The 18,717-nt window shown below is 41.6% G+C and carries 11 protein-coding genes and 2 pseudogenes; 6 read left to right on the plus strand and 7 right to left on the minus strand.

All coding sequences use genetic code 11. The features are described 5' to 3' along the window. Positions 1–87: 87 nt before the first annotated feature. The 5 genes from truA (at position 88) to prfA (ending at position 3,480) form a co-directional block, all read left to right on the plus strand. Positions 88–915, plus strand: coding sequence for a tRNA pseudouridine(38-40) synthase TruA (gene truA, locus V5G28_RS22460; protein ID WP_332987781.1), 828 nt, complete (start codon positions 88–90; stop codon positions 913–915). 106 nt (positions 916–1,021) lie between these two features. Next, positions 1,022–1,483, plus strand: coding sequence for a 50S ribosomal protein L13 (gene rplM / locus V5G28_RS22465; RefSeq protein WP_073629570.1), 462 nt, complete (start codon positions 1,022–1,024; stop codon positions 1,481–1,483). Next, positions 1,483–1,899 carry a 30S ribosomal protein S9 gene (rpsI, locus tag V5G28_RS22470; RefSeq protein WP_073629568.1) on the plus strand — a complete coding sequence of 139 codons (417 nt, stop codon included), beginning with the start codon at positions 1,483–1,485 and terminating at the stop codon, positions 1,897–1,899. The genes rplM and rpsI overlap by 1 nt, the downstream gene beginning before the upstream one ends. A 133-nt stretch (positions 1,900–2,032) precedes the next feature. Then, the gene (gene rpmE, locus V5G28_RS22475; RefSeq protein ID WP_096567076.1) at positions 2,033–2,275 is read left to right on the plus strand and encodes a 50S ribosomal protein L31; all 243 of its coding nucleotides are present in this window, start codon (positions 2,033–2,035) and stop codon (positions 2,273–2,275) included. 104 nt (positions 2,276–2,379) lie between these two features. After that, positions 2,380–3,480, plus strand: coding sequence for a peptide chain release factor 1 (prfA, locus tag V5G28_RS22480; protein WP_073629564.1), 1,101 nt, complete (start codon positions 2,380–2,382; stop codon positions 3,478–3,480). Between the two features lie 44 nt (positions 3,481–3,524). On the opposite strand, the gene V5G28_RS22485 is transcribed toward prfA, so the two are convergent. Further along, entirely contained in the window at positions 3,525–3,992 is a 468-nt protein-coding gene (locus tag V5G28_RS22485; protein WP_096567078.1) for a hypothetical protein, read from the minus strand. 199 nt (positions 3,993–4,191) lie between these two features. Here V5G28_RS22485 and V5G28_RS22490 point away from each other — a divergent pair, with 199 nt between their 5' ends. Beyond that, a complete protein-coding gene (locus tag V5G28_RS22490) occupies positions 4,192–4,554 on the plus strand; it encodes a helix-turn-helix domain-containing protein (RefSeq protein ID WP_332987652.1) in 363 nt (120 codons plus the stop codon). 28 nt (positions 4,555–4,582) lie between these two features. Here the strand turns inward: V5G28_RS22490 and V5G28_RS22495 are convergent, their stop codons facing one another. From V5G28_RS22495 to V5G28_RS22520, 6 genes and pseudogenes are all read right to left on the minus strand, one after another. Beyond that, positions 4,583–5,500: an ABC transporter permease gene (locus tag V5G28_RS22495; RefSeq protein ID WP_332987654.1), complete on the minus strand. Its 918-nt coding sequence runs from the start codon at positions 5,498–5,500 to the stop codon at positions 4,583–4,585. 25 nt (positions 5,501–5,525) lie between these two features. After that, a pseudogene (locus V5G28_RS22500) lies at positions 5,526–7,259 on the minus strand (AAA-like domain-containing protein); the annotation flags it as partial. A 111-nt stretch (positions 7,260–7,370) separates the two neighbouring features. Next, positions 7,371–7,706: pseudogene (locus V5G28_RS22505) on the minus strand (response regulator); the annotation flags it as partial. 23 nt (positions 7,707–7,729) lie between these two features. Beyond that, complete coding sequence (locus V5G28_RS22510) at positions 7,730–8,089, minus strand: response regulator (protein ID WP_332987656.1); 360 nt, start codon at positions 8,087–8,089, stop codon at positions 7,730–7,732. A gap of 27 nt (positions 8,090–8,116) precedes the next feature. After that, positions 8,117–13,582 carry a trifunctional serine/threonine-protein kinase/ATP-binding protein/sensor histidine kinase gene (locus tag V5G28_RS22515; protein WP_332987657.1) on the minus strand — a complete coding sequence of 1,822 codons (5,466 nt, stop codon included), beginning with the start codon at positions 13,580–13,582 and terminating at the stop codon, positions 8,117–8,119. A 450-nt stretch (positions 13,583–14,032) separates the two neighbouring features. Continuing rightward, positions 14,033–18,415, minus strand: a complete 4,383-nt coding sequence (locus tag V5G28_RS22520; RefSeq protein ID WP_332987659.1) for a carotenoid oxygenase family protein — start codon at positions 18,413–18,415, stop codon at positions 14,033–14,035. Positions 18,416–18,717: the final 302 nt, after the last annotated feature.

Here is an 18,717-nt window from a genome sequence, read left to right on the forward strand (position 1 = left end):
TTTGGTCATATGTCGTTTGTCATCTATCTAGTACTCCCAGATTCGTCGCTGATGATTAATGACTAATGACCAATGACTATTAACTGTATGTTAGATTGCCACCAGCTGACACCAACTTATAGAGTCGCCCTGGTAATTCAATACCTGGGCACTCATTTTCATGGCTGGCAACGGCAAGCGCAACATCGCAGTGTCCAAGAAGAGATAGAAAAAGTTCTTTCTCATCTACTCGGTCATCCAACGACACTGCACGGTGCAGGACGAACTGATGCTGGAGTTCACGCTGCTGCTCAAGTGGCACATTTTAATGTCACGAGTATGATACCAGCTCACAAATGGGCAACCATTCTTAACAGCTATTTGCCCAAAGATATACTGATTCGAGCTTCCGCACAAGTGAGTCAAAATTGGCATGCTCGCTTTAGTGCTACTTATAGACGGTATCGTTATACGCTTTATACTGAAGAGCTACCGAACTTGTTTGCCAAACCCTTTAGTTGGCATTATTATCATGCACCCCTCGATGAATCTCTCATCCTCTCAGCACTCAAACCTCTGATTGGACACCATGATCTGGCTGCTTTTCACCGAGCAAACTCAAGTCGCAAGGATTCCTGGGTAGAAGTACAAGCAGCAGAGTGCTATCGCACCGGACCATTTCTTCATATTGAAATTCAAGCAAATGGATTTTTGTATGGTATGGTGCGGTTGTTGGTGGGGATGCTCGTACAGGTTGGTTCCGGACAGCGGACAGTCGCTGACTTCACGGACCTTTGGAAACATCAACGCCGCCAAGAAGTGAAATATGCCGCACCCCCTCACGGCTTATGCTTGTTGCGAGTCGGCTATCCTGATTTCCCCTTTCCCCCAAAGATTTGGTTTGACGCCCAACCCAAATTAGTCTTTGGTTATTAGTTATTTGTGAGTGCTTGGTCGTTAGTAGAACAACTAACAACAAATAACAAAAGACAAATAACAAAAGACAAAAGACAAATGACAAATGACAAAGGACAAACGACAAATGACAAACGACAAAACATACCTTCCTCCTCAAGATACTCTTGAGCGCAATTGGTACATAGTAGACGCTACTGACCAACGTCTAGGTCGCCTAGCAAGCGAAATCGCCATCATTCTTAGAGGGAAAAATAAACCCGAATACACCCCTCACTTGGACACAGGTGACTTCGTGATCGTTGTAAATGCTGAAAAAGTGGAAGTCACAGGTAAAAAGCGCACTCAAAAGGTTTACCGTCGTCACTCCGGTCGTCCCGGCGGTATGAAGACTGAAACCTTTGACAAGCTGCAACAACGTTTGCCAGAACGGATTGTGGAACATGCCATCAAAGGTATGCTACCGAAAAATAGCTTGGGAAGGCAGTTGTTTACTAAGCTAAAAGTCTATGCTGGACCCACTCATCCCCATACAGCACAGCAACCAAAAGAGTTAAAGATTCAGACAATTCCAGGAGTACAAAACTAATGCAAGCAACAGATACTGATAGCGGTCGTGCCGTGTACTGGGGCACAGGTCGTCGTAAAAACGCAATAGCGCGGGTACGCTTAGTTCCTGGTACCGGACAATTGATTGTTAATGGCAAACCAGGAGACCTTTACTTCCAATTCAACCCTAACTACCTCTCTGTTGCCAAAGCACCTCTAGACACTCTAGGTTTGGAAAACGAATACGACATTATCGTAAAAGCTGAAGGCGGCGGTTTAACCGGACAATCAGATGCTGTTCGTCTGGGAGTCGCTCGCGCCCTGTGTCAACTCGACCCAGAAAACCGTCCTCCTTTAAAAACCGAAGGCTACCTGACTCGTGATCCACGGGCGAAAGAGCGTAAAAAATACGGTTTGCACAAGGCTCGCAAAGCACCTCAATACTCCAAGCGTTAAACGACTGGGGATGAGATTGGGGATTAGGTATTGGGAAAATTCTTGCTCGATCGCTAATCTCCACCTCGCCAGTCCCTTTTCCCGACGCAAGGCGAGAAGTTATAATATATATAGATAAACCACGGAAGGAAAAATGGCTAAACCAGAAATTCATCCCGAGTGGTATCCAGAGGCAAAAGTTTACTGCAATGGTCAACTTGTGATGACCGTAGGCTCCACTAAGCCAGAACTGCACGTAGATGTTTGGTCTGGAAACCACCCATTCTACACAGGAACTCAGAAGATTATTGACACCGAAGGTCGCGTAGAACGCTTCCTCCGTAAATACGGCATGAGCGAAGGTGGTCAATCCAAAGGCGGCAGAAGGAAAAAGTAGCGGGCTGGCTTTAGCTGTTAACGACGACCCTGCATCAGCCGGGTCGATTGTTGTATTTAATGCTCAAGCCAATTTGCTATTTTTTAAGGAGCGCTGCATTCGTCATGGCTGAAACATATCTGCTGGAGAAATTAAAATCAGTTGAACAAACTTTTAATGAATTGACTCGTCGCCTTGCGGATCCCGATACTGCCAAAAACCCTGATGAGTATCAAACAATCGCAAAGGCACGCTCTTCTTTGGAAGAAGTCGTAGATACCTATGAAACCTGGAAAACGGCTCAGGAAGAATTCATCGGGGCGCGTGAGGTGTTAAAAGAAGCTCAAGGCGATCCAGAACTGCAAGAAATGGCAGCCCTGGAAGTTCAAGAACTTGAGCAAAAAATAGAATACCTAGAAAATCGCCTGAAGATATTGCTCCTACCGCGTGACCCCAATGATGATAAAAACATCATGCTGGAAATTCGTGCGGGTACAGGCGGTGATGAAGCAAGTATCTGGGCGGGTGATTTAGTACGTATGTACTCGCGATATGCTGATGTCCAGAATTGGAAAGTGAAGCTTGTGAGCGAGTCGCTGGCGGAAATGGGCGGCTTCAAAGAAGCGATATTGGAAATTCAGGGTGACAATGTTTACAGCAAGCTGAAGTTTGAAGCTGGCGTGCATCGGGTACAGCGCGTACCTGTTACCGAAGCTGGGGGAAGAGTTCACACTTCTACAGCAACTGTAGCGATCATGCCAGAAGTGGATGACGTAGAAATCCACATCGACCCGAAGGATATTGAAATGAGTACAGCTCGTTCCGGCGGTGCTGGTGGACAAAACGTCAACAAGGTAGAAACAGCGGCTGACTTGTTTCACAAACCTACTGGTATCCGCATTTTCTGTACCGAAGAACGCAGCCAGTTGCAAAACAAAGAACGGGCAATGCAAATCTTGCGGGCAAAGTTGTATGAAATGAAGTTACGCGAACAACAGGAAGCTGTGACTTCTATGCGGCGATCGCAAGTAGGTACAGGATCGCGTTCTGAAAAGATTCGCACTTATAACTACAAAGATAACCGCGTCACCGACCATCGTTTAGGTCAAAACTATTCGCTCAATTCATTTCTTGAAGGCGAACTTGAGCCTGTGATTCAGGCTTGTATTTCTCAAGACCAGCAAGAACGGTTAGCGGAACTTGCCGCTTCTGGTGCTAGTAATTAATCTTCAAGGTTGTTGTTAGTTGTTAATTATGAGTTTTTTTACCATTAACGACTAACCACTTCGCTTTCAATATCTTGGAAGACCGCTTGTTGTGTTGTTTCTTTTAACACACACAGGCGGTTTTCTAATGTCTTGTGGAGTGCATTATCCATATTTTTGGGATATGGATAATAAGCAAATTCGTACTGCATAATATGATTCAAGTGACGCCATTCCTTCAAATCTTGGCAGCGCTCAATTAACTTTTCTACTTCTATTTGCCAACGGGTAAAAATCCTGTAGCTAAAAAACCCACTGCATACGTTACCTTTTTCGTCCCAGTAAGAAATACACACTTGATGGGTTAAACAGCGGATTTTCTTAATTTCTTTTACGTTACAGCCTTGTGCTTGCAGTGCTTCTTTTGCCTCAGTGTTGGAAATGTCCCATTTTTCTGGTTTAATTTTATTGGCAGCAATTAAGCTTTGACCTTTGCGACGATATTGACCAATCTTTCGTGAATAGCGAACCATAACGCGCCTTTTCTGTTGTCAGCAAAAATACTCAAATTCTCAATAATTCTGACGCACCCAGTACCTGATTTTGACAACTTAAGTTGTAATTTTAAAACTAAAGTAATAGTCTACTACTGAAACAGGGGGCTGTCAACAGACAAGTAAACTTGTAATAATGCAAGTAAACTTGTAATTAAAGTTGAGTAGCAGTTCAGCAGTGAATACACAAAGCAGACAAAAACTGATTGAGATCATCAAGCTAGCTCGTGGTTCGATGAGTCAGCGAGCTTTTGGTAAGCTGTTGGGAGTTTCTGCGACTGCTGTTCAAATGTGGGAAAAGGGCGTTAAGGTGCCAGATACAGAAAATTTGGCTCAAATAGCAGCACGAGCAGGCTATACATTGGAGGAGTTACTCTGCTGCTTAGAAGGTAAGCCAGTACCAGAAGCTTCAGATGTAAGTTTGATTCTTAGGCAAATAAATCATCTGCCTCTGACTCAAGTGGCTCAGATAGTTCAAGCTGGGGCAGCTAGGTTGGCTGCTGCGGCAGAGGCATTAAGCGATGAAGCTCAGGCGAGTTAAATTTTCAGTTGTATTTTAAGGAATTTTTTTATTGCTTTGGTGTAGCTTCGCCAAACTTAATTAAAAGAGCAATAGCCATACTAACAACCAAAATTATTGTCATACTCAAAGCTGAACCAAATCCCCAATTTTGGGTTGGTCCAAGAAACTGGTTGTAAACCAACCGCGCCGCCGTCATACTGGAAGCACCGCCAAGTAATTCGGGATTGATAAAATCGCCAAATGCCGTGATGAAGACCAAAAAAGAAGCTGCAGCAATTCCTGTGAGAGTTTGTGGTACAGTGACTTTCCAAAAAGTTTGCACAGCATTTGCGCCTAAATCAGCTGCGGCTTCTAGCAAACGCTTGTCTAGTTTTTCTAGAGCAGCGTATAAAATTAAAACCATATAAGGCAGCAAGCTATAGCTCATGCCAATTAAGACGGCTGTGCTGCTGTTAAGGACATCTAAAGTCGGTAAGCTGAAACTGCTAAGAATACTATTGAGTAGCCCAGTAGGGCGGAGAATTGTAATCCAAGCATAAGAGCGAAGTAAAGAGGAAGTCCATAAAGGCAAGATAAAGCCAATAAGGAGCAAATTTCGCCAGCGCCAAGGTGCTATTTGAGCAATCCAATAGGCAACGGGGAAACCCAAGATTAAACAAATGATTGTCGAACTGACTGCAAAAAAGAGCGATCGCCCGATAACTTGCAGGTATAAGGGGTCAAATATCCGGATGTAGTTCGCAAATCCACTGGGATTCACCACATCTCCAGGGCGAATATTTGGTACCAAACTCAACTCAAAGATTATCAGTGTTGGCAGCACCAGCAAAAGCAACAACCAAATTCCAGCAGGTGCCAGCAATGCCAAGGGTTGGAGCCAGTTGAGTCGTGGGCGAGGTAATTTTGGCGGTTGGGCTACATTACTTGGAGGATGTAATTGAGAGTGAGGAATTTGAGTAGACACAAGCCTAGAAAACTAATTATTTGATTTAAATATGCAGATTGATCCAACTACGATTAAATATTAATTCATAAATACGGTTATGCACTTTTAAAGAACCCTGTTGCTTGACAACTAGCCCCGATAAGAGCAACTCCCTTTCCTCTGGAGAGTCTACAGAGACAACTTCTCCTTGCTGCAAAATTTGTTGATAAAGTTCTACTAGCCGAACAGGTTGCTGCTCACTGTTAAGGATGCGATCGCGTATAGTTCTCAAATGCTCTGGCTCATCCTGAGATTCCCAATTGTCTATCACACAAGTTCGCACCAAATGTTCAACCCATTGCGCTTCATTATTTGTAGGAATCGGGGATGAAGCACGGCGTATGAGTTTACAAAGTTTTTGAGTCAGAAAAGGTTGACCGCTTGTCCAAGCTAACACTTCTTTCAGCATCACTTGTGGATTGCTCACTTTTTCTGTCAATCCATAAAGTAAAGGTTGAGCTTCATGAATTTGAAAGCCATTAAGTTGAATTGCTTGACCAATGTTAAAAGGCGTTCTTTGGGGATCAGTTATCAAATCTGAAGGTGTTGCTACTCCAAACAAAGCAAAAGTTAAACGTTCATACTCTGGGTTAATACTACGTTGGTTATAGCAAGAACGAATGAGAGCAAAAAAGTCATTTACTGGAAAATTTAAGCCCAAGACAGTATCAATTTCATCTACAAAAATAAATACCTTTTGATTCTTAACCTGACCTAGTATAATATCCTCTATAAATCTGCTCAAGCATTGGATAGGCGATAAATCTTTTTCCTCATTCCACCAAGCTTTCAGATTGACTTTTCCAAACAAATTAAAATTTTGCCATAACTCCACCGCAAATCCCTTGTACCATTGAGCGGGAGTGACGTTTTCACTACCAAGACGAGTGATATCAATCGCTGCACAGCTAAACCCCTCTTTTTGGAGATAGTCCATCATGTGTACCATGAGGCTTGACTTGCCCATCTGGCGTGTGTTCAAAATGTAACAAAACTCTCCACGCTTCAGTGCTTGATAAAGCAAACGATCCGCAGAACGCACCACATATGTAGGAGCATTCATTGGCAAACTACCGCCTACTTGATAATCAAAAGTTGAAGATTGTTCTGCATTTTTAAGCAGAGCGTTTTCAAATACCAATTCAGCTTGAGTAGCTTTAAGAATTTCTAGGGTTTGTGATAGTTCGCGAGTACGCTCTTCGACTTTTTGTTCTAAGGTACGGTTGGATTCAGCTAATGCGTCTTTTGCCTGCTGTAAAGCTGCGTTTTTGAGTGCTAGTTCTTGGGTAAACTTAATTCGCTCCGCTTCCGCTTGTTTGCGTTGGGTGATATCAGTAAAAGCAGCGATGGCATAGACAATTTCTCCCTTCTCATCATAAATTGGTGTAGCTGACACCTCTAAAGGGATAATTTTGTCAGCTTGGTGGATTACCATATCATCAACGGTTGTACTTTCGCCATTCAATGCTTGCACAATGGGTTGCTGCTCGTTGGGGTACAACCGCTCCGTCCCCGCTAGATAAGCGTGATAAATCTCGGTCAATTGTGCAATTCTAGCTCCAGGTTCAATTCCTTTGCCCAGTATCTGCTTTGCCGTTTGATTAGCGTAGTAGGGTTGAGCGTTAGCATCAATGACAAATATACCTACTGGCACAGCTTCCAAAAATTGCGCCAACCTTCTCTCACTTTCGCGCAATGCTTCCTCTGCTCGCTGGCGTTCAATCACCTCTTGTTGTAAACGGCTCAACAATTCTGCTTCAGCCTGCTGTGCTAAACGTTCCTGTTCGCGAACCGCTTTCATCCGCTGCACATGTTGCAGAGTTTTGTTAGTAGTAATTTCTAAATCCTGAAAATTAATCGGCTTAGTTAAGAAGTCAAAAGCACCCCGATTCATTGCCGTTCTGATATTTTCTATATCGCCATACGCAGAAATAATAACTGCTTTGATGATGGGATATAACTCATTAAGTTTAGTAAGTAAAGTTAGCCCATCCATCTCCGGCATAAAGATATCGGTTAAAACTATATCTATATCCGGTTCGGCTTGTAGCTTTTCGAGCGCTTCTAAACCATCATGGGCAAAAATTAATTGAAATTGCTTTTGCCTAATTTTTTTTCTAAATACCTGACAAAGCAGCGGTTCTAAGTCAGGCTCATCATCCACAACCAGTATTTTAGCTGGCATAGTTTTGTCCTGATTGGGATTGTTTACGAATTCAATATTTTTTCCTTAAGTTTGTTAAATTCTATTGGTTTTGTGATATAGTCATCTGCTCCGTATTGTTGAGCTGTTTGGTAATTATTTTCATCGTTATAAGCAGTGATGACAAACACTTTTAAATGAGGAAAATTTTCTTTAATAATTTTGAGTAATTCTAGCCCGTTCATTCCAGGCATATTGATATCTGTTAATATCAGCGATAAACACTCACTTTTGTTATTTTGTAATTGTTCCAATGCATCCTCTGCTGACAAAGTAAAATATAAGCTAATTCGATTTTGCCTGAGTTCTCTTCTAAATCTTTGCTCAAATAAAAATTGCACGTCTTGTTCATCATCTACAACCATTATTTTCATTTTTAAATTTCTTTTTTCCTAGAGAAAAGTCTTCGGCAAAGTGATAATAAATACTGTATAAGAGTTTACTTCGCTTTCTACTCTGATATTTCCTTGATGCTGCTGAACAATAATATCATGAGTAATAGAAAGACCCAAACCAGTTCCTTCACCAGGTGGCTTCGTGGTGAAAAAAGGATTAAAAATCTGATCTCGCAATTTCTGCGGAATACCTCCGCCGTTATCTTGGATATGTATTTCTACGTGCTTAGCTAAATCTTTTGTACTCAATATGACTTTAGGTAAGAATTCTTCAGGGTTACCCTCGGCTTGAAAACGCATTTTCTTTTTATATGCAGCGTAGCAAGCGTTATTAATAATATTTATGAAAGCACGACTGATATTCTGCGGCACAACATTGATTAAACCCAAGTCCTCATCATAGTCAGTTTCTATAACGATGTTAAAAGCAGCATCTTTGGCACGCATACCGTGATAAGTTAAACTAATAGCTTCTGCAAGCATTGCGTTGATGTCGGTTTGTTGGCGATCGCCACTTTGCCCCCGAGAATGCATCAGCATCCCACGCACTATATTATCTGCTCTTTTGCCGTGATCATTAATTTTTCTAGCGTTTTGTTTAAGATCATTTAAAATTTCTTCAATGTATTCTCTAGATTCTGGATCTAATCGGTCTTTTTGATTTTCAATCTCTTCGAGCAGTTCTTGAGTTAACTCTACAGAAAGTTCAGCAAAGTTGTTAACAAAGTTTAAGGGATTTTTGATTTCATGAGCAATGCCCGCTGTTAAAGCGCCCAGAGAAGCCAATTTTTCTTGGGCAACAATTTGAGCTTGGGTGGCTTTGAGCTTTTGCAGGAGATTTGCCAACTCCTGATTTTTCTCTTGTAATTCCTGGGTTCTCGTCTCCACCTTCTGTTCTAGAGTCCGGCTGTAATCCTCTAACTGTTCGTAGAGACGAGAATTTTCAATAGAGATAGCCGCTTGGGCAGAAAGGATTTTTAAAACTTCAATGCGCTCGGTCGTAAACGCACCCGTTGTGAGATTATTTTCTAAATATAAAATGCCGCTGAGTTTGCCGCCATTGAGTAGAGGAGTACAGAGAATTGATTTGGGTTGAGTGGAGATAATGTAGGGATCGCGGGTAAATTGTCCTTCATGGGCAGCATTATTTAAGACCACATTTTCCTGAGTGCGAGCAACATAGTTGATGATGGCGGCTGACAGGAGGGGAATTTGAGTTTCAGGATCTATGAAGTTTGCTGAAATGGATTGGAGTATCGTAACGTCATCTGAATCTACAGTTCCTTGAGCTTCAATAACCCAGTTACCTTCCCGCTCTAGAATCATAAAACCTTTTTGAGCGCCTGCATTTTCAATCAAAATTTTCATCAACTTTTCCAGCAACTTGTCTGGGACGATTTCGCCGGAAATAGTCTGCGAGGCTTTAAGTACGCTGTTAGTATCTAAAACTAGGGATGCATTTTGCCCTGTGGTCGAAGTGGATAAAGTAGTCTCAAGATAAGCTTTATTGGCTTGACTCAAAAACTGTGGATATCGCGTTTCCAAGTCTTTTACTTTGGCTGTAGCCCCCCAGCGCCCATAGGTGTAGTGAGCATCTTGCAGGTAGTGGCGAGCTACGTGGTGTTGGTTTGTGTCCAGATAAAACTTGGCTGCTAGCTCGTAAGCGATCGCCTCTTCGTTGATATATTCGTTTTCGTGCGCTAGAGCGATCGCTCGATCATAATATTCCCTAGCTTCCTTATCTTTGCCCAACACACGAGCGCGTTCACCCTCTACTAAATAGTATTTGTGTAAATAATTCATTGGGGCATTATCTGCCCATTTTCTCATTTTCTTCTGGTTATTGCTAACTTGCTTCAGGAGGGGTTTTTGTTCTAAGTTGGGAACGTCACCGAAAATTGCCAGCCGCGCCAAAGAATCGTACAGATAAAATAGAGGAACAAGGAGTGAGCCTGTAACACCTGCTAAATACTTTTGGGCAGTGGTTGCATTTTCAACAGCTTGAGGGTAATCCTGAAATAAGTAACAGAGGACGAGTTTGTATAAATACACATGGAAAAGTGCCGGTTGATCGTTAACTTCGAGATGAACCGATAGCATTCTTTCTTCGTTGTAGAATTCACCCATTAATTGGCAAGAATACTCTCCTTTTGATTTATTCATTAATTGCGAAACTGCTTGATGTAATATTTGAAGATAATTCAAAATTGTTTGTTGTTTAAGCTGATTAATAGCATGACTATATGAGCATATCTGCTGTTCAAGTTTTATCAAGTTTTCACCAATGCAATATGCATTTAAAGAATGCATAAATGTCGAATAACTGGCAAACTCCAAATCTCCATTTTCTCTTGCCATTTTATAGGCTTCTGCCAGCGGTTTTAATGTTTTGTTTCCATGTTCCTTCCAGTGTCTTATAAAGCCATTCATGAGATGCAATACCCTGGTTTCTTTTTCTTTAATATTGAATTTCTCTAAAGTTTTTAAAGCAAGTTGACCAAATTGATACCCAGAATCAATATCTCCCACGACTCCACAGAGAATCATACCGTAAGCAGCATAAACAAAAGCAGAGTTAAAAGCATTACCATATTTAACTAATAAATTAATTTCTTCAAACACAATAAGTGAATAGAGTTGGGGAAAAGCCAGATATGCGGCAACCCTGACTTTGGATAGTAAGTTTATTGCTGCAAGTTTGTGGCTATCGGTCATTTCCGGTAAGTCAATTAAGTTTTGAATTCGGTGTCCTGCCAAAGAGATTTTTGTACGTAGTAAACTCATCCAAATATTCCATTGATTCGGTTTTTCTGGAAATTTCACTCCCAAAGATTTCACCACTGGTAGCACAATCTTTAAAGCTTCCAGTGGCTGATTCTGTGCCATATAGGCTTGGATTTTAACCTCATAGACTTTCACTGTGTCCAGCAACGTTTTAGCTTTACACAGTACCACTTCAGCCAGTCTCTCCATCTCTTGAAAATTAGCGCCTAGACATGCTACCTCTGTTGCTTCCACATATAAAGCCAGCGTCAGATCATACTGCCTCTCCCAGCTACTTTCCGCCAACAATTCTATGCCGATTTTCAGGTATCTCAATGCTGGTTCATAGGCAACTGTCCCTTTCGCTCTCTGACCAGCCATCAAATTAAGCGAAGCCAATTCATTCCGCTCTGACTCAGAATTAATTAATTCAATGCTCAAGTTCAATTGATTGACAATGTCAAAAATGTTCCGTTCTCGCTTATCTGGTGGAGTATTTTGCAGCAGCAGTTGACCGACTTTTTGGTGGACGCCGCTCTTGCAGTCTAGTGGAATTAAATAATATGCTACTTGTTGAATCCTGTCATGGGCAAACTTGTATTCAGCCTTGAGTTGCTCTTGTTGTGACAAATCTGGCTCACTCGACTTGTTGGCATCGTTCAGGGGCAAGATGAAACCTTCTGCCACTGCTTCACGTAGCAACATCATTGTTTCTTGTGGTGATTTATTTAATTTTTGGTTTAAAATCACAATTATTTGAATATCAAACTGATAGCCGATGCAGGCTGCTAGCTTCAACACATCTTGTGTATCACGGGACAACTTTTGAATCTTGCTAACCATGAGTTCAACAACGTTATCTGTAAAACCCCGCGCCTGAATTTGCTCTAAATTCCATTGCCATTTTCCCTCATAGGTAAGAGAAGAAAACTCAAAACATAACAATTTTTCTTGATAAAGGGATTGCAAAAACTGATTAATAAAGAAAGGATTACCATTGGTTTTGCGAAGTATTAGCTCTGCCAGTGGTTTTCCTTTTTCCAATGAGCAATTTAAGGTATCTGCAATTAACTGATTAAGATTTTGCAAATCCAAAGGTGAAAGGTGAAGAGAATTTAGAATAGTGCCTGATTGTTGGATTTTATCTAAAGTTACTATCAATGGGTGTTTTGGACTCACTTCGTTATCACGGTAGGCACCAATGAAAAACAAATATTGACTATTCCCTGCCGTCATTAGCAGTTGTATCAATTGTAGTGAAGCACTATCTGCCCACTGTAAATCGTCCAGAAACATAACTAGCGGATGTTCTGGTTGAGTAAAAACTTGAACAAACTTTTGAAATACTAAATTAAAGCAATTTTCTAATTCTTTCGATGACAATACAGCTATTGGCGGTTGCTTGCCGACAATCAATTCTACTTCAGGAATTACATCAATAAGCATTTGACCATTGGGTTCAAATGCGTCTAACAATTTTTCTTTCCATTGATTGAGGTGTAATTCACTTTCGGTTAGCAGTTGCTTGATTAATTCCCGAAATACTTGAATCAACCCTGAATAGGGAATATTGCGTTGCAATTCGTCAAATTTGCCAGAAATGAAATAACCAGGCTGGTGTGCAAGCAATTTATAAACTTCTCGAACTAACGCTGACTTACCAGCGCCCGAATATCCAGATAACAGCATCATTTCACTTTTAGGAGGCGTAGGGGGATTTCCATGACTGACTCGTTTCTCCTGACCAGACGCCACTCTCTTAAATGCTGTCAGTAAAGTTTCAATTTCTCGGTCTCTACGATATAGTTTTTGGGAAATTTGAAAATTATTAGAAATATCTTGGGAAGCCATGGGTAAGTTGGAAATCTTGCCGTTTACCCGAAGTTGGAGCAAGCTTTCTTCTAAATTTGCTTTAATTGCCCAAGCAGTTTGGTATCTATCATCAGCATTTTTAGCTAACAATTTCATAACAATATTGGAAATAGCCAGAGGAATTTCCGGATTAATTTCATGGAGAGGTACAGGTTGTTTAGCAATATGAGAATGTACCAATTCCATCAAATCCGTCGTTTGAAAAGGCAGTTGATTGGTTAGCAGTTCATAAAAGGTTATTCCCAGAGAGTAAAAATCAGTGCGGTAATCGAATGGGCGATTGATTCTACCAGTTAACTCTGGGGAAATATAGGCTGGAGTTCCCTCTAAAATATTGGCATTTTTAATTGTGGAATTTTCTGGGGACAAAACTGTAGAAATACCAAAGTCAATAAGTTTGACTTCCCCGCTTTCTGAGTTGAAAACAATATTGGAAGGGTTAATATCTTTGTGGATAATATTAGCAGAGTGGATTTTGGCTAGATTGTCAACAGTCTGTATGGCGATGAAGAGAAATTCTGAGAGCGTTAACTTTCTTGTCTTTATCAATTTTTTTAAAGATTCGCCACCAAAATCTTCCAAGATAATGACTAAAGTTCTTTCATATTTGACTAAGCCGTACGCCTTTGTCACTCCAGATATGTTTAACGAGCTAATTATTTCAAATTCCTGCTTGTACCTAGCCAGTTCCTCTAAAGTGGGATAGTCTTTGTTCAAAACCTTGAGAATAACAGGTTTTTTATCCTGAGTTTGGAGACCTCGATAAACTAGGGTACTGGCACTTTCATAAATGCGGGCTGTGACTTCAATGCCAGGAATTGTAATCATAGTTTGGTATTGACGCTAAACTGACTCTGTAAGTTTTATTATTAAATCTCTTGCAAAAATCAAATTTATCAAAATAAAACCACAGATGCACACAGAATAACACAGATAATTTAACGGACACTTGCCTCAACGGCGGGGAACCCTCCTTGCAACTTCTCTCGCCACGGCTGTGTCCTCATTTGTGTTAATCTACGCTTCTAAATATTTATTTATCATACTTTTGTAATAAGTCTATTAGACTTCTTGCGAAAGTCGAAAAAAAGAATAATTAACCACAGTTGGACACAGATGGACACAGATGGAACTCACATTCTGCAAGAGGTGTATTGTCTCTTTGCAACAAATTAGATTCCCCCAACCCTCTTTCAAAAGGGGTCTAGGGGAATAATATGAAACAAATATTTGCTGAAATGATATTGTCAACAATTACCATTCAGCAGATTTAGTGGTTCAGCTAGCTGAGTTTCGCTCAAAATGCGGGTAAACTTTCGTCTCAAACAGTTCCTGAATATTTGGAGAATTTTTCACTTGCTCTTGATAATCCTCGCGCACACCACAGTTATAACTTGCTGTACGAGGCGCAATTTTAGGTAACCAAGCTGTGTGTATTGTATAACTAAAATTCAGTTTGTCATGACCAAGCTTACAAAGAGGTCCTTGAGCAAGATTCTTGGCATCAAAGATCCAGATTTCATCGCGGTTTTCTGAGGCAACGGTACAAACAATGTAACCATCAGTTGAACTACCGTCACCATCAGCACGGGGAACAAACTGCGGAGACAATACCATGTAACTATCCGATTTACCGTCAACAGAAGTGACAGGAAACTCATAGGCGTCAGCAATTTTCATGTCTATTGCATTTAGACGGAATAAGCAAGAGGATTTGCTTTGTCCATTGTCTGCTTGAAGTAGTTTCTTCGGTGACACTACCCGGTTTTTGTCATCTTTGTACAGGTCGAAGACAAATTTTGTACTTAGCTCTTGCCAAAACCCCGAAGACTGCCAGTAAATATTTTCTAGCTGCCCTGATGCTTGACCTGTTGATAACCTGTCACAGTACGTATAAAGCCCTACACCCCAAGTGTACTTGGAATGATATAACACCTTTGACTCAAGAATTTCTCCGCTTTCACCATCTATGACATAGCGACCAAGACGGCTAACGTCTGTCACACTAGTCAGCATACCTACTAAATTGGACGGTACGGAAGTTTCGGGGCTAGAGGCTAAATTGTCGTTCTGGCGCAGCCACTCAGCAACATCTGCACTGTTGTGGGTTGCGTGGAGCGTAATTTGGTTGTCAGGATTCTCGTAATCTAAGACAAAGTGGATGACACCCTGTGGGATGACTGCCTTGTGCGCTACAACTTTAACTTCCTCCGGACTAACTTTTGGACGTTGTCCGTCTTTCAAGTCTCTACGGCGGATAATATAAATTGTAGTATCAGGTAATACTGGCAGGGTCACTAACTTTCTTATGAGTCCCTCTACTTTATGATTCCAGGGAAAAAGATTGTTGAATGCCTGAGCGATGCCAACTTTGAAATTAGTGTCCACGAGGACAACATAATCTCTAGTTATTCCAATCTGATGCAGAGATTGCTCAATTTCAACAGGACTTCCATCCTCATGCACTAACTTCCATCGCTCTAAGTCACCAACACCATTCCAACGAATGAGATAAACAAAATCCTGAGGTATTAGATTGATGTCTGATGAAATAAATTTGTTACGGAATTGACGAAGTTTGTCAGATACCTGGGAAAAGGTCTTGAAAACGTTATTTGTTAGAGATTCATTAACTTCATCAAGAAATTTATCTGCCTTTTGATCAAAAAATTCATCTGCCTTGTCAATGGCAGGTATAGTTTCGAGAAAATTAGATAATGACCGACCATAATTGACGGTAAATACCTCACGAGTGTGAGCATCAAAGGCAGGATGGGCTGTGGTTAGGACAGGTGGAAACGGCAAATTCAGCTTGATCTGTGGACGCCACTCTTTGTTTGTTCCAACAGGCGTGACAACTTCAAGGGTTTCTGTATCAATCTCATAGGGACGACCTGCATCACAAGTAACTAACAAGCGATCGCCCGTGAGGGCGCTGCGCTCTGCGCAATCGCGTTCTTCTCCACCATAAATCGGCACAAAAGCAGTATTTAACTGGTTGCGAGAACCCAAGGAACGCGAGAATCGTGCGATGCCAAAATTGTGGAATCTATGCTTAGCATATTTAGTCTCAGCTTGAGTTGCTTCGTCAGCGTAGTAACATGGCGGTTTGGTAATTCGTGTCTTTAAACCAACTTCTCCCTTTTGGTTAAAGTCGAGTCGGTAAATCATGCCATCACTATTGAAGATTGGATCGCCATTCGGGCGGGGAAGACCTTTAGAATAATCAACAGAACCCACTGGACCCATGATGAAAACGTGACCGTGTAGTCCATCTGGTAAATTTCCACCTGGCAATTTTGACTCAAGAATATTCAGCTTAATGTCGAGTTCTTCCCGCGTGGCGTCGATGACGGAATCAGGAACAGATGTCCAAGCTGTTCGAGGAAATTTGGGGTAGACCGATTCTTCAAACAGTTTCTGGATTTCAGGATGCTGTTGTTTGACCCGATCTTCAAAATCCTCACGCACAGGAATGTAGTAGCTTGCTGTGCGGGGTGCAATTTTGGGTAACCAAGTGGTGTGGGTAGTAAATCCAAAGTTGAGTTGGGGATGACTCAGCTTGCAAACCGGACCGCGAGTCAGATCGTTGGCGTCAAAAATCCAGATTTCGCTTTTTTCAGGGTTGTCAGAGATAACTGTAGATGCAATATAACCATCGGTTGAGCTACCGTCGCTACCAGTCCGTGGTATGAACTGAATTGAGTTGCCAAAGTAACCTGGCTGAAACTTGTAACTGTCGGCGATCGCCATTGATTCTTTAGAGTCTGTCACCAACCGACATATGTTTGCAGGTCTACCCTCTTTTGTGATTTCTCGGACTTCCTCCACTGATAAATTCCGACGAGGATAATTTTTATCATTTTTATACAGGTCAACAACGAAATCGGATAGCAAATCCGCTGAGCATCCCCAAGAGTTCCAGTAAATATTGTCAAGCTTTTTCGGGGCTGCGTGTTCGTTGTAGGTATTGATTGCGACAGCCCAAGTCAACTGCTGTAGTTCTTGGCGATCGCTAATTACCCTAGTTTTTTCCTCATCTAACCTTCCCTTCTCCACGTCAATCACATATCTTGCGAGCGAGTGAATATCCACTGGACCAGAGATCATTCCCACCGGACGGTTTGGGTTTGAAGGTGAAAGTGAGGTTTTGTCATAACCCCTTAGCCATTCAGATGCATCCCAGGCAGAACTATGAGCAACGTGAAGAATGATTTGATTTTGAGGATTCTCATAGTCAACTTGAAAGTGAATGAATGCTTCAGGTATCTTGATCGGCTGCGCGACAACGTTAACTTCCTTTTGGCTAGATGCTCGGCGCTGTCCGGCTTTCAGGTCAGCGCGGCGCACGATATATAAGTTGGTTTCGGATGATACAGGCTCATTTAGTACATCTCTGAGGAGGCTTTGTAGCTTCTTATTCTTGATAACTGGTTTGGTAATCAGCTGCTCTGGACCAACTTTGAAACCTGTGTCTACCAATACCACATAATCCTGAGTTACCCCAATTTGATGTATAGTTTGCCTAATCTTAATTGGTGAACCATCAGGAAGCGTCACTTGCCATCTCTCCAGTTCACTTTTACCATCCCAGCGAATCAGATAGACAAAATCGTCAATTTCATCCAATCCTGCCAGCATTTGCCTGACAAGTCCCATCAACTGTTTTAATTCATTGAACAGTTCACGAACATTTTCTTCTTTTTCTTCTTGTTCTTCTATCTCTTCTTGTTCTTCTATCTCTTGTTTCTCTTTTTTGAGCAGTTCTCGCAATCTTTGCCAAAAACTCTGGAGACGCTCCGGGCTTTCTTCAATTTCTTTGTTTAAAATCTCTTCAGGAAGTTCTTTTTCTATTTCTAAGTTCTTTATATTCTGCTTATCTTTTGGTAATTTTGCAAACCTTTCAATGATTGTTTTGAAGGCTTGTGCCAAATTTTCCACATCAGATTTGAAGATGGTTGATAAAAGAGTACGTAATGACTTACCGTAATTAACAGTGAGCAGCTCATTCGTGTGGGCATCGAAGTAAGGATGCGCCGTATTCATCACCATTTCAAAAGGAAGATTGAGTGGCAGCTGTTCACTCCACTCTTTGTTCGATCCAACAGGCGTTACAACCTCAAGAGAATGTGTATCGATTTCGTAGGGACGACCTACGTCACAAGTCACGAGCATACGTTCATTTTCGTCCCCAAATTTCATCGGCACCAGTGCTGTATTTGCTACACTGCGTAAGCCTAGCCAAGGTGAGAGACGTGCCAAGCCAAAATTACGGAATTTATACTCATCAGCTTCGGTTCCTGGTTTTGTTGCTTCATCGGCATAGTAGCATGGCGTTTTAGCAATCTTGGACTTTAACCCCACTGTTCCAGCTTTGTTAAAGTCAAGCCGATAAATCATTCCATTGCCATTGGGAAGTGGTGTGCCGTCCTTGGATGGGTAGACAACACTACCATTGCGTTTAGAGTCTACATGTCCTACTGGAGCTAGGATAAAAACATGACCAGACAAGTCATCCGGTAATGTTCCATCAATAATCATTTCGGTGTCTGGTAGCTCTTCTTGGCTAACAGTCCCAATAGACTTTGGGAAGGGTGATAAAGGCTGCTGAGTGTTTGACTGAGGCGCTATGTCAAGCGAATTTGGAGTTACGTTTGTCATATCAGCTTAGCGTTGACTTATTTGACCTGATGTACAGTATTGGATCGGGGCTGAAGTGAGTCTGACTTTTCCTGCCATCTGTTTTCCAGAGCCAGATTAGCCTGACTGTCACTACGTAAGCTGTAATAGGTGTGAGTTGATCTGACTTATGCAGTTTGACCTTAATCTTGCTGATCTGACTTTCTTATGGTTTACAGCGGTTTTCTCTCAGTAGGGCTATGCGGCAATACTGTTGCTGTTAAGGATTTTTTGTGAATAAGAAGCGTAACACAAATGTAATATATATTAACAAATGTAGAGAC

This window comes from Scytonema sp. PRP1 (assembly GCF_036697665.2).
GTDB lineage: Bacteria > Cyanobacteriota > Cyanobacteriia > Cyanobacteriales > Nostocaceae > Kalymmatonema > Kalymmatonema gypsitolerans.